This window comes from Halomonas sp. ANAO-440, from assembly GCF_019915905.1.
GTDB classification, from domain to species: domain Bacteria; phylum Pseudomonadota; class Gammaproteobacteria; order Pseudomonadales; family Halomonadaceae; genus Halomonas; species Halomonas chromatireducens.
The window spans coordinates 169,310-184,073 of record NZ_JAHXBV010000004.1 but is presented as its reverse complement, the minus strand read 5'-3'; the positions used below and the strand labels follow the sequence as shown (position 1 = coordinate 184,073).

General features: G+C 64.2%; 14 protein-coding genes. 12 read left to right on the top strand and 2 right to left on the bottom strand.

Annotated features, from left to right (window positions below):
• Positions 1–22 precede the first annotated feature (22 nt).
• The 5 genes from KZO25_RS04110 to KZO25_RS04090 all read left to right on the top strand — a co-directional run bounded on the left by KZO25_RS04110 (position 23) and on the right by KZO25_RS04090 (position 6,295).
• Complete coding sequence (locus tag KZO25_RS04110; RefSeq protein WP_066449125.1) at positions 23–838, top strand: DUF2189 domain-containing protein; 816 nt, start codon at positions 23–25, stop codon at positions 836–838.
• A 139-nt stretch (positions 839–977) separates the two neighbouring features.
• Positions 978–1,490: a molybdopterin-dependent oxidoreductase gene (locus KZO25_RS04105; protein WP_223135982.1), complete on the top strand. Its 513-nt coding sequence runs from the start codon at positions 978–980 to the stop codon at positions 1,488–1,490.
• A 25-nt stretch (positions 1,491–1,515) separates the two neighbouring features.
• Entirely contained in the window at positions 1,516–3,699 is a 2,184-nt protein-coding gene (locus tag KZO25_RS04100; protein WP_262488837.1) for an ATP-binding protein, read from the top strand.
• Between the two features lie 78 nt (positions 3,700–3,777).
• The gene (nosP, locus tag KZO25_RS04095; protein WP_223135981.1) at positions 3,778–4,965 is read left to right on the top strand and encodes a nitric oxide-sensing protein NosP; all 1,188 of its coding nucleotides are present in this window, start codon (positions 3,778–3,780) and stop codon (positions 4,963–4,965) included.
• Positions 4,943–6,295: a hybrid sensor histidine kinase/response regulator gene (locus tag KZO25_RS04090; RefSeq protein ID WP_262488836.1), complete on the top strand. Its 1,353-nt coding sequence runs from the start codon at positions 4,943–4,945 to the stop codon at positions 6,293–6,295. Before nosP ends, KZO25_RS04090 begins: the two co-directional genes overlap by 23 nt.
• A 64-nt stretch (positions 6,296–6,359) precedes the next feature.
• Here KZO25_RS04090 and KZO25_RS04085 read toward each other — a convergent pair whose 3' ends face one another.
• Both KZO25_RS04085 and KZO25_RS04080 read right to left on the bottom strand, forming a co-directional pair.
• Positions 6,360–7,610: a PQQ-dependent sugar dehydrogenase gene (locus tag KZO25_RS04085; protein WP_223135979.1), complete on the bottom strand. Its 1,251-nt coding sequence runs from the start codon at positions 7,608–7,610 to the stop codon at positions 6,360–6,362.
• Between the two features lie 105 nt (positions 7,611–7,715).
• Positions 7,716–8,129 (bottom strand): tetratricopeptide repeat protein, encoded by a 414-nt coding sequence (locus tag KZO25_RS04080; protein WP_223135978.1) that lies wholly within the window; start codon positions 8,127–8,129, stop codon positions 7,716–7,718.
• Positions 8,130–8,334: 205 nt separating this feature from the next.
• Here KZO25_RS04080 and pqqA point away from each other — a divergent pair, with 205 nt between their 5' ends.
• The 7 genes from pqqA (at position 8,335) to KZO25_RS04045 (ending at position 14,700) form a co-directional block, all read left to right on the top strand.
• On the top strand, positions 8,335–8,406 hold the full coding sequence (gene pqqA, locus KZO25_RS04075; RefSeq protein ID WP_010627037.1) for a pyrroloquinoline quinone precursor peptide PqqA: 72 nt from the start codon (positions 8,335–8,337) through the stop codon (positions 8,404–8,406).
• A 59-nt stretch (positions 8,407–8,465) separates the two neighbouring features.
• Complete coding sequence (gene pqqB / locus KZO25_RS04070; RefSeq protein WP_223135977.1) at positions 8,466–9,395, top strand: pyrroloquinoline quinone biosynthesis protein PqqB; 930 nt, start codon at positions 8,466–8,468, stop codon at positions 9,393–9,395.
• Between the two features lie 55 nt (positions 9,396–9,450).
• Complete coding sequence (gene pqqC, locus KZO25_RS04065) at positions 9,451–10,218, top strand: pyrroloquinoline-quinone synthase PqqC (RefSeq protein ID WP_223135976.1); 768 nt, start codon at positions 9,451–9,453, stop codon at positions 10,216–10,218.
• A complete protein-coding gene (gene pqqD / locus KZO25_RS04060) occupies positions 10,215–10,490 on the top strand; it encodes a pyrroloquinoline quinone biosynthesis peptide chaperone PqqD (RefSeq protein ID WP_223135975.1) in 276 nt (91 codons plus the stop codon). Before pqqC ends, pqqD begins: the two co-directional genes overlap by 4 nt.
• On the top strand, positions 10,483–11,637 hold the full coding sequence (gene pqqE / locus KZO25_RS04055; protein WP_223135974.1) for a pyrroloquinoline quinone biosynthesis protein PqqE: 1,155 nt from the start codon (positions 10,483–10,485) through the stop codon (positions 11,635–11,637). The genes pqqD and pqqE overlap by 8 nt, the downstream gene beginning before the upstream one ends.
• Before the next feature lie 143 nt (positions 11,638–11,780).
• Positions 11,781–12,944 (top strand): alcohol dehydrogenase-like regulatory protein ErcA, encoded by a 1,164-nt coding sequence (gene ercA, locus KZO25_RS04050; RefSeq protein ID WP_223135973.1) that lies wholly within the window; start codon positions 11,781–11,783, stop codon positions 12,942–12,944.
• 19 nt (positions 12,945–12,963) lie between these two features.
• Positions 12,964–14,700 (top strand): NahK/ErcS family hybrid sensor histidine kinase/response regulator, encoded by a 1,737-nt coding sequence (locus KZO25_RS04045; protein WP_223135972.1) that lies wholly within the window; start codon positions 12,964–12,966, stop codon positions 14,698–14,700.
• The last annotated feature ends 64 nt before the right edge of the window (positions 14,701–14,764 follow it).

Below are 14,764 nucleotides of genomic sequence, written 5' to 3'. Positions count from 1 at the left end.
GGCGACCAGACGGGGTATGACTATGAATGCAACAACAAGATCCACGGGGCAGGCATCGGTGCCCACGGTGAAGATCACCATCAACCCGATTGGCATGGACAGGCCCAGGGCCTGGCTGGCCGCCGGCTTTGAGGATTTTCGCCAGGCCACGGCGGTAAGTCTTGCCTATGGCATGTTCTGGGTCGGGCTGAGTATCGCCGTGACCCTGGGTGCCGTGATGCTCGATCTGTGGCACTGGTTGCTGCCTATGGCCGCCGGCTTCATGTTCCTCGGACCGCTGGTGGCGGTGGGATCCTATGGTATCAGCCGGGCAATCGAGGCCAATCGCACTCCCCATCTGGGTGACGCCTTCAGCGCCTGGCGGCCTCACGCTGGCCAACTGGCGATGATGGGTGTGATGATGATGATCTTCTTTCTCGCCTGGATTCGTCTGGCCACCTTGCTCTTCGCGCTGTTCTATGGCTTCGAGGCGCCCGGACCCGCGGCGCTCTATGCATCGCTGCTGACCACACCGCAAGGGCTGGGCTTGATCCTGGTTGGTACGGGCGTGGGCGCCGTGCTGGCTTTCGGTGCCTTTAGCATCAGCGTGGTTGCTATCCCCACGTTGATGGATCAGGAATTGACCTTCATGGAAGGCATCGAGGCGAGTGTGCGCTCAGTGGCAAGAAACTTTCGCCCTATGCTGCTGTGGGCCGCGATACTGACCGGCTGCGTGCTGGTCGGGGTACTGACCTTCTATATCGGCTTGGCCCTGATCCTGCCGGTTCTGGGGCACGCCAGCTGGCATGCCTATGAGGACCTGGTACGTTGTGAACCCGTGGAGAAGGTTGCCAGCTGATCAGCACATGGGCAGGAGGGTCTTTCCCTCCTGCCTGGTTCGCTACCGTCGCCGTTTCCCGCCTTATTCTTTCTCACCTGACCTTTCAGTGCATTTCGCGTAATCTTGTTTGTCAAACCGGCCAATGCGGACTGCCGAGATGTTGCTGACGAGCCGATGTCGTTATCTGTGTGCCCTCTGCCTGCTGCCTTTTTCGGTCCTGACGAAGGCCGATCCCTTCCCGCCCCCGGAAGGGGATGTCCTGTTGCGGCTGACAGGCGACATTGCTCATGTCAATGTCGGCGACGAGTTGCACCTTGACCGTGCCATGCTGATGTCCCTTTCGCCGGTGGTGGTTGAAACGACCACTCCCTGGACCGAAGGGGTGGGGCGTTTCGAGGGGCCGCTGGCCCGTGCCGTTCTCGATGCAGCGGGCGCTGATGCAGAGCATGTACAAGTGCGTGCATTGGATGCTTTCGAGGCCAAGGTGCCGGTATCGGACTTTCATGAATACGATGTGATCCTGGCCATCCAGCGTGACGGAGAACCCATCGCCGTCCGCGACCTCGGTCCGGCTTTCCTCCTCTATCCTTTCGATGACCATCCTGAGCTGCTCAACGAGACCATTCGCTTTCGCTCAGTCTGGCACGTGGGCACGATCCATGTTCCCTGAGCAGCACTGAGGCGGAGGCAAGAGAATGGTGCTGCGACACCCCCTCCGGCTGAAGCTGGGTGCCATGGCCGCCCTGCTCTTCTTCACTGCTGCCCTGGTCGTGGTGGGCCTGGCTGCCTGGCGGCAGGAAGGCCTCTACCAGAACGTGGGTGCGGACGCCTCGTGGCACGCCTACAAGCTCGACCGCGATATGGTTCAGCTGCGCAGTGATCTGGCCAGCGGGACTGGCAGTGGTGAATCGCTGGATGCATTCATGCTGCGCTTTGAGCTGCTCTACAGTCGCTTCAATCAGTTGCGTCGAGCCGATATCTCCTCACTGTACCCCTACAGCCCCACGGCGTTTCGACTGCTGCCCGAGCTCGACGAAAAGATGGATCGGTTCGATGATGGGCTCAAGGCGCTGGATCAACTGGATGAGTCGGCACGCGAGTTACTCGACGTCAGGCTGGGAGCACTCAGTGCCCATACCGAGCAGCTTGTCATCGCCATTAATGGGTTACTTGCCGAAGCGGCGACTCGTGACCGGGAGGTGCTGCAAACGCTCTACGTGCTATTGCTGGCCTTGATCCTGGCCATGAGTCTGGCCGGGCTGCTGGTGGTCATCTTTCTGGTGCGGGAGGCCCGCGACAATGCAGTGGCGCGGCGCTCGCTGGAGACATTGAGCCGTGAGCTTCAGGGGACGGCCCGGCAGGCCGAATCGGCCAGCAGGGCCAAGTCGGAATTTCTTGCCACGGTAAGCCATGAGATACGCACCCCGCTCAATGGCGTCATCGGCATGAGCGATCTGCTCATGGACCAGCCGCTGGATCCTCGTTCACAGGAGTATGTCAGTACGCTTCATGCCAGTGCCGGACGCTTGCTGGGGTTGATCAACGATATTCTGGACTTTTCCAAGATCGAATCCGGCAAGCTTGAACTGGAGCACCGGCCGGTTCGGCTGGCAGCGTTAATCGATGATGCTTGCCGGCTTTTTGCGCCGCGTGCCGAGGCCAAGGGCCTCAAGCTGGAAAGCCATCTCTCACCGACGCTGCCGGCGCAAGTCATGGGGGATCCCGCTCGGCTGAGGCAGGTGCTGCTCAACTTGATCGCCAATGCCATCAAGTTTACCGAGCGCGGCGAAGTGGTCATCGAAGCGAAGGCGGCGGATAACGGTCGACTCTGCCTTGCAGTGTGCGATACGGGACCCGGTATTGCCGAGGACCAGCAAGAGCGTCTCTTCGAGCCGTTTCGTCAGGCGGACGCTTCCACGGCGCGACGCTATGGGGGCACCGGACTGGGTCTGGCCATCTGCCGTCGACTGACCGATGCCATGGGCGGGGAGATCGGTGTTGACAGTCGGCCCGGCGAGGGCAGTCGATTCTGGATCGAGCTGCCTCTCGAGCCGGCTGATGACGAAAATGAAGTGGAGCGTGAGGAGTCGCCACCATTCACCATGCCCACACTCAGTGGCAACGTGCTGGTGGTGGAGGATAATCCTGTCAATCAGCAGGTGGCGGTAGCGATGCTGGAGCGCTTCGGCTGCCACCTCAAGTTGGCGGGTAGTGGTCAAGAGGCCTTGGAAGCCGCGGAGCGAGAGTCGTTTGATCTCATCTTCATGGACGTGCAAATGCCTGACATGGACGGCTTGGAAACCGTGCGACGCCTGCGGGCGAAAGGGGGGTGGTGCGGCAGGGTGCCTGTCGTGGCAATGACCGCCGGTGGCCCCGGGGCCGAGCGGGCACGCTGCCTGGATGCCGGAATGAACGACTACCTGACCAAGCCGCTGCTGCGCTCGGAGTTGGCGGCGTGCCTGCGCCGCACGCTGCCGGTATCGGCGGCAGATGAGGTCAGTATTTCTGCCACTGCGGAACTTGATGACCAAGCCTTGGCCGAGCTGCTGGACTCGCTGGGTGAGGCGATGGTGGCGACCTTGATAAGCGTGCATCGAGACCAGTTGGAAGTGCATCGCCGCAGCATGCAAGACGCCCTTGACCAGGGCGACATGAGACTCCTAGAAGCTTCAGCCCACAGCGTCAAGGGAGAGTCGGCCAGCCTGGGTGCCCGGAAGCTGGCTGCCATTGCCCAACGCCTGGAAACGCTGGCTCATCATGATCGCCGGGGCGAGGCCGCGGAGCAATTGCAGATACTCCACGCCCTGATCCCCGTGACGCTCGAAGAACTCGAGCGCTGGCTCGCGGAGCAGACCGCATCCGGCGATCTGACCAGGTAAGGGCTGGCGATCGACGGCCTGCGTTGTAGCCGACCCCTGGGGAAGCCTAAACTGCAGAAAACACCCGCCGAGGTCGCCATGGATCTGCTTGCCGTCGACGCCACCGAGACAGGGGATGACTCTGCTCTTTCACCAGTTGGTACCGCGTACAGTGCCCGGCGCGACCCTGGCGAGGCCACGCGAGAGCTGGCCAGCCGGTTGCTTCACGCCGAGCTTGGCTTTGTGCTGTTCTTCTGCAGCGCGGAGTACTCGCTCGAGGCGCTGGGGCCGGCGATGGATGCGGCTTTCCAGGGCATACCCGTTTCCGGTTGCACCACGGCTGGGGAGATCACGCCCGCAGGTTATTGCCGTGGCTGCATCGTGGCCATCGGCTTTGATCGTCGTGCCTTCGCCGTTGCACATACTCTGATCGACGACCTGGAGAGCTTCGGGCTGCTGCAGGCACAGCGCCTGACTGGCGAGCTGCTCGAGTCGTGCCGACAGGCATCGTCGGCACTGGAGGGGGGGCAGCGTTTCGTACTCACCTTGCTCGACGGCCTTTCAAGCAGCGAGGAGCAGGTGCTGGCCACGCTGGATACGGCACTGGGTAGTATCCCCAGCTTTGGTGGCTCGGCGGGTGACGACAACCGCCTGGCGTATACCCATGTCTACAGCGATGGCCGTTTTCACAGTGAGTCGGCGGTGGTGGTGATGTTCCAGACTCGCTTGCCCTTCGAGGTGTTTACCACCCATCACCTGCGCCCGCGTCGGGAGAAGCTGGTGGTAACACGAGCTGACTGTGAACGACGCCGGGTGCTGGAGCTCAACGCAGCACCGGCGGCGGCGGAGTACGCTCGTCTGGTGGGGCAGCCGGTCACGTCCCTGAATCCGGCAATCTTTGCCAGCCATCCCCTGGCAGTACGCATAGGTGAACAGCACTATGTGCGCTCGATCCAGGGTGCCAACGAGGATGGCAGCCTCAGTTTCTACTGCGCGGTGGAGAACGGCATCGTGCTGACGGCAATGCAGCCGGCACCGCTGCTCGAAGACCTGCAGCTGACACTCGATGGGCTGCGCCAACGGCTGGGTGAGCCAGCCCTGATCCTGGGCTGCGACTGCTTCCTGAGGCGACTCGAACTCGAGGCGCTGGGCCAGGTCGATGAGGCCTCGAAGCTGCTGGGGCAGGCGGGTGTCGTCGGCTTCAATACCTATGGGGAGCAGCACCACGGTATGCACATCAACCAGACGCTCACCGGAGTCGCCATTGGATCTGTTCCAACCGCCTGAGCTCCCCGATGAGTGGCAGGAAAGGGAGCGTGCTCTGCAGGAAGAGAACGCTCGGCTGAGGCGCATCTGTGCCTCGTTGATCGAACGAGTCGAGTCCGGTGGGGTGGCCGGTGGCGCCCCCTATGCCTCCTTCGAGCACTCGGTACTGCTGGCCGAGCAGGTGCGGGAGCGCACCGACGCGCTGCAGCAGGCGCTGGTCGAACTCCACCGGGCCAAGGCCGAGGCCGAGGCCGCCAATCTCTCCAAGACCAAGTTTCTGGCAGCCGTCAGCCACGATCTGCTGCAGCCACTCAATGCAGCACGGCTGTTTGCCAGCGCCCTGGACGAGCATGCACTGCCCGATGATTCGCACCGGCTGGTCGGACACATCGGTCGCTCGCTCAAGGGGGTCGAAGCGCTGCTCGGCACGCTGGTGGATATTTCCCGATTGGACGCAGGCGTGCTGCAGCCCGACATTGCACCTTTCCCCATCGATCAACTGCTCGATGTGCTGGCCGAAGAGTATCGTCAAATGGCTGCGGCGCAAGGGCTTGAGCTGCGCTACGTCCACAGCGATGCCATTATCGAGTCCGACATGGCATTGCTGGCTCGGGTCGTGCGCAACTTCCTGGCCAACGCGATTCGCTACACCCCACAGGGTCGTATCCTGCTGGGCTGCCGGCATCGAGCCGATGGTCTGGAAATCATGGTAGGTGACACGGGGCCCGGCATCGACGAGGCTCAGCGCGAGGCAATCTTCCTGGAGTTTCGCCGCTTCGGCGTTGAGTCGAGCGAACAGGATAGGGGACTGGGGCTGGGGCTTGCCATCGTCGATCGTATCAGCGGTATGCTGGGTCACCCGCTGCGACTTGTCTCCCAGATGGGTAAGGGTTCGCTGTTTTCGGTGTGTGTGCCGTATGGACCGACCCGGGAGCGAGCGCCACGAGCATCAGCGCCGTCAGTGGGTGGTCAGGCGCTGGATAGCCTTTCAGGTGCCAAAGTCTGGGTAATTGATAACGATGCGGCCATTCGAGAGGGAATGGCAGCCCTGCTGGGGGGCTGGGGCTGCCGGGTGGTTACGGCCGCATCGCTGGCTCAGCTCGAAGCCCTTGTCGGTGAGGACAGTGCCGATGTGCTTTTGGTGGACTACCATCTTGAGGAGGGTGGGCCAGACGGCCTGGCCGTGGCGGCGAGTCTGCGCCGGCGCCACCCCGGGCTGCCGGTGGTGGTGATTACCGCCAACCACGATGCGGCACTGAAAGCCCGTGCTCGGGAGCTGGGACACGAGTGCTTGCTCAAGCCGCTGAAGCCGCTACGACTGAAAATGATTCTGTTGCACCACCTTAGCTGATTTTCCCGGCCTGCCCGCCCAGGCTCCATGGGCGGGCAGGGTGCTGATCGATGCCATGCAGGTATCAGGTCTCGGGCTCGATGCGATAAAGGCCGCCATCGCTCTCGTCGGTTAGCACGTAGAGCAGGCCATCCGGTCCCTGGCGAACGTCGCGGATGCGCCCCAGTTCGTTCTCGAGCAGGACCTCCTCATGCGCGATCTCGTTGCCATCCAGCACCAGGCGGTGGAGTCGCTCGGCATAGAGGGCCCCGACGAACAGGTTGCCCTGCCAGGCGGCGAACTCCTCACCGGTATAGAAGGCCAGACCCGAAGGCGCCAGGGTATCGTCCCATACGTGCACCGGCGGCTTGACGCCGGGTGCCTCCTCGCCGATGCCGATGAACTCGTCGGTGGCGTATTCGCGACCGAAGGAGACCTGGGGCCAGCCGTGGTTACTTCCGGGCTCGGCGATATAGAGCTGCTCCCCACCGCCGGAGGGGCCGTGATCGATGGCCCACAGCGCTCCGGTTTGGGGGTGCAATGCCAGACCCTGGTTGTTGCGATGGCCGTAGGAGAATATCTCCGGGCGCAGGTTGCCTGGCTCGACGCCGATGAAGGGATTGCCCTCGAAGGCGCCGCCATCCTCATGCAAGCGAATGATCGAGCCACCCGGGTCGGTGAGATCCTGAGACGGGTAGCGAATGCCGCGGTCGCCAATGGAGAACATCACGCTGCCGTCGCCGGGAAAAACGATACGCGAGCCGTAGTGGCGGCCGGGAGCTGTGCGCGGCACCTGGGCGTAGAGCGTCTCCAGGTCGGTCAGCTCGCTGCCGTCGTCGCTTAGCCGGGCGCGAGCCAGGGCCGTGCCGGTACCATACTCCTCGTCGCCCATGACCGAGTCGTCATCGCCCGGGCTGGAGTAGGTGAAATAGATCCAGCCATTGTTCTCGTGGTCGGGATGCACCGCGACATCCAGCAGGCCACCCTGGTTGCCGCCTTCGGGTGCGGTGCGCTGATCCTCTTCGGCATCGATCTTGGGCAGGTTCCCGACCTCGGTCACTTCATCGCCGTCGACCAGATAGAGTTGGCCGGGACGTGCGGTGACCAGCATGCGCTCATCGGGCAGCCAAGCTACCGCCCAAGGGTGTTCGATGCCGCCGACCACTCGGGTGACCCGTAGATTGAACTCTTCGGTTTCCGTCCCGGTGGTGACTTCCTCTTCAGTTACCTGAACGTCGGCATTGGCCAGGCCGGTTGCAGAAAGGCTGACAGCGATGGCGAGGCTGAGTGACGTGCGAGAAAAGCGAATCTGGGTGTGGGGTCCGTGCAGATGCATATCGCTTGGCTCCTTGCTGGCGAGTTGAGAATTGACCGGCACCACTGTGCCCATTAGTCAGCTTAGAAAAGCCTCACGGTGAGCTCAAGACGGTGGCATTCGAGCTCAGTCCAGGGATGACGGCGACTCGGCAATGCTCCGGTAGTGCTGGTGCAGGGCATGATCGGCTGCAAGGCCGTAGGCACCCTCGCCGTACAGCGCTGCAAGGCGATGCGCCGCGCGGCGGCTGCCGCCTTCACTGGCCTGGCGGTAGTAAGCGAGCGCCCGTTCCAGGTCGGGGGGTGTGCCACGGCCATCTTCCAGCATCACTGCCAGCTGAAACGCCGCGTCGGCATTTCCTTCGATCGCCAGGCGCTGCCAGATCTCGAAAGCGTGCTCATAGCGTCCCATCTTGAACTGCCCATATGCCAGATAGCTGTCGATCATGCGTCCCTGGGTCGGCGCAGCGGTCGGTTCGTCGGCCCAGGAGAGTGGGCCATGGACCAAGGTGGCTAGCAGCAGCAGACGGTAAGGTTTCATCAGAGTTCCCGGCACGAAGAGGATCTTTCGAGGCTAGCCGGCAACCTCCGGGCGCGCTAGCGCTCTCCCTCCCGTTTGCTCCCAACGAAGGGAGGCTTCTCCTTCCAAAGTACCGCCCATGAGCAGGGCGGCGGGTGCTTTACTGGGCTTGTGCCGCTGCTGTGGCACGTCTGCGCAAACCGACAACACCAACAGGAGAGATGCCATGTGGACCAAGCCTAGTTTTCGCGACCTTCGCCTCGGCTTCGAAGTTACCCTCTATATCGCCAACCGCTGATCACTCGTCACGCCAACGGGGCCTGCAATGGTCCCGTTCGGGCAAGAAGGAGAAGCGCCATGCAGGTGCTGATACTCGGTTCGGCTGCCGGGGGCGGGTTTCCGCAGTGGAACTGCAACTGCCCCAACTGCCGTGGGGTGCGCCAGGGAGGGAACGGCTTGAGCCCCAGGACGCAATCCTCCATCGCCATCAGCATGGACGGTGAGCGCTGGCTGCTGTGCAATGCCTCGCCCGACATTCGTGCCCAGCTCAGCGCCCATCCAGCACTCTTTCCCAGGCGTGGCCTGCGCGGCAGTGGTATTGCCGAAGTCTTGCTGGTGGATGCCCAGATCGATCATGTCAGCGGGCTGCTGTCGCTGCGCGAAGGCTGTCCGCTTGACGTCTGGTGCACCGCGAGTGTCCACGACGACCTGTCCACCGGCTTCCCGCTGTTTCCCATGCTGGAACACTGGAACGGAGGCCTGTCCTGGAGAGAGATCGCCCTGTCCGGCGAGCGCGACTGCTGCACCTTTGAGGTGCCAAGCTGCCCGGGACTTGCGATCACCGCGCTGTCGCTGCACTCCAATGCCCCTCCCTACTCTCCCCGGCGCGGTGCGCCGGCCACCGGTGACAACCTGGGGCTGCTGTTTCACGACACCCTGACGGGCGGCTCGCTCTTTTATGGGCCTGGTCTGGGGGCGCCGAGTCGCGAGGCAAGGGCGCTGATGGCCCGGGCCGACTGCGTGCTGGTGGATGGCACGCTATGGCACGACGACGAGATGTCGCGCCTCGGGATCGCCGATACCACCGGCCGCGAGATGGGACACCTGCCCCTGGCCGGGGAGGGCGGCATGATCGAAGAGCTTGACGCCTTGCCGTCAGGCACGCGGCGCATCCTGATCCATATCAACAATACCAACCCCGTCCTGGACGAAGGGGCCGCCGAGCGCGCCGTGCTGGACCGGCACGGCATCGACGTGGCCCATGATGGAATGCGCCTGTCACTGTAAATGCCAGGGAAACCGACGCCCTACAGCTAACAACAAACAACTAACAGGACCAGACATGAACGCCGCTCTCTCTTCGCCAGTCTCTCTCATGACCCCCGAGGCTTTTCGTCAGGCCCTGCTGGCCAAGGGGGATTACTATCATATTCACCATCCCTATCAGGTCGACATGGCAGAAGGGCGCGCCACGCCGGAGCAGATCCGCGGCTGGGTGGCCAATCGCTTCTATTACCAGGTGATGATTCCACAGAAGGACGCGGCGCTGCTGGCCAACTGCCCGGACGCCGCCACACGGCGCCGCTGGATCCAGCGACTGCTGGACCACGACGGGCGAGACGATGATGCAGGTGGCATCGAGGCGTGGCTGACCCTGGGCGAGGCGGTCGGCCTGCCCCGGGAGGAGCTGATCTCCCAGCAGCATGTCCTCCCCGGTGTGCGCTTCGCCGTGGACGCCTACGTCAACTTCGTGCGTCGGGCCAGCTGGCAGGAGGCGGCGATCTCCTCGCTGACCGAGCTGTTCGCTCCCCTGGCGCACCAGAGCCGCCTGGACACCTGGCCGAGTCACTACCCCTGGATCGACGCGGCCGGCTACGGATACTTCCGCAAGCGCCTCAAGGAGGCACGCCGAGATGTCGAGCATGGGCTGGAAGTGGCGCTGACGGTATGCACCACCGTGGAAGCTCAGCAGCGCGCGCTGGAGATCCTGCAGTTCAAGCTCGACGTGCTGTGGAGCATGCTGGATGCCATGACCCTGGCCTACCAGCTGGGGCGTCCGCCCTATCACAGCGTGACCGACCGAGCGGTTTTTCACCGAGGACTGGCATGAACGCCCTGGCGGCGCCCTCGCTGCGACCCGGCTGGCGGCTGCAGTGGGAGGAGGCCCAGGGGCGCCATGTGCTGCTCTACCCCGAGGGGATGGTGCAGCTCAACGACAGTGCCGGTGCGATCCTGTCGCTGGTCGATGGTGAGCGTGATGTCGCCGCGCTGATCGACGAGCTCACCCGGCGTTATCCCGATGCGTCGAGCGATGAGCTTGCCCAGGATGTCATCGAGTTCTTCGTCGACGCCTTGCAACAGGGCTGGATTCATCATGACTGACGTCGTTCGCTCCCGGGCCGGCGGGGCAAGCGGCATCGGCCCGCCCCTGTGGCTGCTGGCCGAGCTGACCTATCGCTGCCCCCTGCAGTGTCCCTACTGTTCCAACCCCCTCGACTTCGCGCGCTATCGCGACGAGCTCGACACCGACGCCTGGATCGACGTGATGCGCCAGGCCCGGGCCATGGGTGCCGTGCAGCTCGGTTTCTCGGGGGGTGAACCGCTGGTGCGCCGCGACCTGGAAGCGCTGGTCGACGAAGCCCGGCGGCTCGGCTTCTACACCAACCTGATCACCTCCGGCGTGGGATTGACGGCGGCGCGCATCGATGCGCTGCGGGACGCGGGGCTGGACCATATCCAGATCAGCCTGCAAGCGGCGGATGCAGAGGTTGCCGCCGCCGTGGCGGGTTCGGCCAAGGCCTATGCCGGCAAGCTGGCCATGGCCCGCGCGGTCAAGTCGGCCGGCTATCCCATGGTGCTCAACGTGGTGCTGCATCGCCACAATATCGATGACATCGATCGGGTGATTGCCCTGTGCGACGAACTGGGTGCTGATGCCGTGGAGCTGGCCAGCTGCCAGTACTACGGCTGGGCCAGGCTCAATCGTGCCGGCCTGCTGCCGAGCCGTGCCCAGGTCGAGCGCGCCGAGGCGGTGACCTGGGAGTGGCGCGAGCGCCTGGCTGCGCGAGGGCGCAATATGCGCTTGCTGTTCGTGGTGCCCGACTACCATGCCGAGCGACCCAAGGCGTGCATGGGCGGCTGGGGCGCCATCTTCATGACGGTGGCTCCGGATGGCACCGTGCTGCCGTGTCACAGTGCCCGTGAGCTGCCCATGCCCTTTCCCAGCGTGCGCGACGCATCGCTGAAGGATATCTGGTACGCCAGCGACGCCTTCAACCGCTTTCGTGGCGACGCCTGGATGCCCGAGCCCTGTCGTGGATGCAGCGAGCGTCACCAGGATCACGGCGGCTGCCGCTGCCAGGCCTATCTGTTGACGGGCGATGCGGCGGCCACCGATCCGGTATGCAGCATATCGCCGCGACATGAGCTGATCGTACAGGCTTTGGACGAGTCGAGCACCGATCACCGAGAGGTGGAGGGGTTGATATCGCGTCATGCCCGCAACTCGCGCATCCTTTGTCGCGGTTAGGCCATACGCGACCAAGGGCGAAGGGCGCCGGAACGGGATGCCCCATAACATGGGCCAGAAATCCCGTGACGACACGATAACAAGACGCCGCTGACCATGGCCGGGTCCCGGTGATGGGCAGCGTCAAGCGGGAGATACCCGGCATGGCTACCAGCATTACCCAGCTGCGCAAGTTCGTGGCTCCCGAGATCATCTTCGGCGACGGCGCACGCCGTGCCGTGGCCAACTACGTGGATACCTTCGGCGCCGAGCGCGTGCTGCTGGTATCGGACCCTGGCGTTGTTCTGGCCGGCTGGGTCGCGGACGTGGAGGCGGATTTGGCGGCCCACGGTATCGCCTGCCAGCGCTTTGTATCGGTCTCGCCCAATCCGCGGATCGAGGAGGTGATGGCGGGTGCAGAGGCGTATCGCGAGATGGGCGCCCAGGCTATCGTGGCCATCGGTGGCGGCAGCCCCATGGACTGCGCCAAGGGTATCGGCATCGTCGTTGCCCATGATGGCCACATCCTGGAGTTCGAGGGCGTCGACACCCTGCGGGTGCCCATTCCGCCACTGATCTTCGTGCCCACCACCGCGGGCACCTCGGCGGACATCTCCCAGTTCGCGATCATTTCCGATCAGCAGCGGCGCATGAAGTTTTCCATCGTCAGCAAGTCCGTGGTGCCGGACGTCTCGCTGATCGATCCCCAGGTCACCCTGACCATGAGCCCATTCCTGACGGCCTGCACCGGTGTCGATGCACTGGTGCATGCTATCGAGGCCTTCGTCTCCACCGGTAGTGGGCCGCTCACCGATGCCCACGCCCTGGAGGCGATGCGCTTGATCAATGGTCATCTCGTCGCGCTGGTGGCCGACCCGCAGAACCTCGAGCTGCGTGCCCAGGTGATGCTCGGCAGCATGCAGGCGGGGCTGGCTTTCTCCAACGCCATCCTCGGGGCGGTGCACGCCATGTCACATAGCCTGGGTGGCTTCCTGGACCTGCCCCATGGGCTGTGCAACTCGCTGCTGCTCGAGCACGTGGTGGCCTACAACTTCGAGGCGGCTCCGGAGCGCTTTACCCGCATTGCCGAGACGCTGGGCATCGATTGCCGTGGGTTGACGAGTCGTCAGGTGCGGGCCCGGCTGATCGATCACCTGATTGCGCTCAAGCGTGCCGTCGGCTTGACGGGAAGTCTCGGCCGGGTTGGCGTCAGCACCAGCGACGTGCCCTTCCTGACCCGCCATGCTCTCGAGGATCCCTGCATCCTGACCAATCCGCGCCGCTCCGGTTCGAGGGACGTGCAGGTGGTCTTCGAGGAGGCCCTGTGATGCTGCGGTCGTATGCCCGATGAAGAAGGTGAACGACCCCGACGGCTACTCGGTCAGCCAGCTGCTGGGGCTTGGCCAGCAGTCGGCGCGCAAGAGCTACTACCCCGAGCTGACGGCGCGCATGGCCGAGCTCGAGGCCGAGCGCAACCGCTACAAGTGGCTGTTCGAGAATGCCCTGCACGGCATTTTCCAGGCCTCCCTGGGCGGGCGCCTCCTGGCAGCCAATCCGGCCCTGGCTGCAATGCTGGGCGATGGCGACGTGGCGACGACGCTGAGCCGCTGCGCATCGCTGGAGGCGCTGTTTGCCGAGCCCGAGGAGGCGGAGCGGGTGGCGTTGCTGCTGCACCGGCAGGGCCACCTGCAGGGGCATACCACCTGGCTTGCCGGAAGCGACGGCCGGCGGGTGCCGGTCGCCCTGACCCTGCTGAGCAAGCCGGACCGGGGCGATGAGATCCTGGTCGAGGGCTTCGTTGCCGATATCACCGAGCGTGAGCGGGCCCGCCAGGAGCTGCTGGCGCTCAACGCACGCCTCGAGGCCCGGGTGCAGGAGCGCACCCAACTGCTGGAGCAGCTCAACGCCGATCTGGCCGGCGAGGTGGCCGAGCGGCGCCTGATGGAGGAGCAGCTGCGCGCGGCGCGGGACCTGGCCCAGGAAGCCAACCGCAGCAAGGATCGCTACCTGGCGGCGGCCAGCCACGACCTGCTGCAGCCGCTCAATGCGGCGCGTCTGCTGGTATCCACGCTGCGCGAGCGGGAGCTCGATGGCGATAGCGGCCGCCTGGTCGACAGCATTCATCTCTCCCTGGAAGGCGCCGAGGAGCTGCTCACCGACCTGCTCGACATTGCGCGGCTCGACCAGGAGCGTATTCAGCCGCAGCTGGAATGCTTCCCCATCTCGCGCATGCTCGATGGCCTGGTGGCCGAGTATGCCCCGCGTGCCCAGCGCAAGGCGCTGCGCTTTCGCTGCGTGGAAAGCTCGGTCTGCGTCAACAGCGATTTCCGACTGCTGGGCAGGGTGCTGCGTAACCTGCTCTCCAATGCCTGCCGCTACACCGAGTCCGGCAGTGTGCTGCTCGGCGTGCGTCATGTGGGGGATGTCGTCTCCCTCGAAGTGCATGACACGGGCCCCGGCATTCCTGCCGACCAGCTTCAGGCCATCTTCGAGGAGTATCACCAGCTCAACGCGGAGCAAGCGCGCAATCGGCAGGGGGTGGGCCTGGGCCTGGCCATCGTCGAGCGGATCTGCCAGCGGCTGGACGCGACGGTGAGTGTGGATTCGACGCCGGGGCACGGCTCGTGCTTTGCCGTGCGTGTGCCGATCTGTCGGCCATCTTCCTCGCAGGAGGCCGCGCCGTTGGCCTCTCTGCAGTTGAGTCCCCTGCAGGGGCGGCGCATGCTGGTGGTCGACAATGACAGCCGAATATTGATGGGCATGCAGGCACTGCTCGAGCAATGGGGCATGGACTGTCGCGTTGCCCACGACCTGGCAGAGGCACTGGCACAGCTGCATGAGCCGCCTGACGTGCTGCTGGTCGACCTGCACCTGGACGGCGGCGAAATGGGCGATTTCCTGGTGGAGAAGCTCCGCCGGCACTGGCAGCAGCCTGCGCTGCCGGCGGTGGTGATCACGGCGGATCGCTCCGAGGCCTGGCGGCGAACCCTGGCCGAGGCAGGCATTCCTGTGCTGCACAAGCCGGTGCGGCCGGGCAAGCTGCGGGCCGTTCTCAGCCAGCTGCTCGGCGATGAGCGGCATTGAGAGCAGTCTACGACTTTGGTCCTGGCGCCGCGGCCTCGCTTCGACACTGAAGTGCTATGTTGCT

Coding starts and splice junctions, on each gene's coding strand:
- KZO25_RS04110 (WP_066449125.1), top strand. CDS start 23: ATGAATGCAACAACAAGATCCACGGGGCAGGCATCGGTGCCCACGGTG.
- KZO25_RS04105 (WP_223135982.1), top strand. CDS start 978: ATGTTGCTGACGAGCCGATGTCGTTATCTGTGTGCCCTCTGCCTGCTG.
- KZO25_RS04100 (WP_262488837.1), top strand. CDS start 1,516: ATGGTGCTGCGACACCCCCTCCGGCTGAAGCTGGGTGCCATGGCCGCC.
- nosP (WP_223135981.1), top strand. CDS start 3,778: ATGGATCTGCTTGCCGTCGACGCCACCGAGACAGGGGATGACTCTGCT.
- KZO25_RS04085 (WP_223135979.1), bottom strand. CDS start 7,610: ATGCATCTGCACGGACCCCACACCCAGATTCGCTTTTCTCGCACGTCA.
- KZO25_RS04080 (WP_223135978.1), bottom strand. CDS start 8,129: ATGAAACCTTACCGTCTGCTGCTGCTAGCCACCTTGGTCCATGGCCCA.
- pqqB (WP_223135977.1), top strand. CDS start 8,466: ATGCAGGTGCTGATACTCGGTTCGGCTGCCGGGGGCGGGTTTCCGCAG.
- pqqC (WP_223135976.1), top strand. CDS start 9,451: ATGAACGCCGCTCTCTCTTCGCCAGTCTCTCTCATGACCCCCGAGGCT.
- pqqD (WP_223135975.1), top strand. CDS start 10,215: ATGAACGCCCTGGCGGCGCCCTCGCTGCGACCCGGCTGGCGGCTGCAG.
- pqqE (WP_223135974.1), top strand. CDS start 10,483: ATGACTGACGTCGTTCGCTCCCGGGCCGGCGGGGCAAGCGGCATCGGC.
- ercA (WP_223135973.1), top strand. CDS start 11,781: ATGGCTACCAGCATTACCCAGCTGCGCAAGTTCGTGGCTCCCGAGATC.
- KZO25_RS04045 (WP_223135972.1), top strand. CDS start 12,964: ATGAAGAAGGTGAACGACCCCGACGGCTACTCGGTCAGCCAGCTGCTG.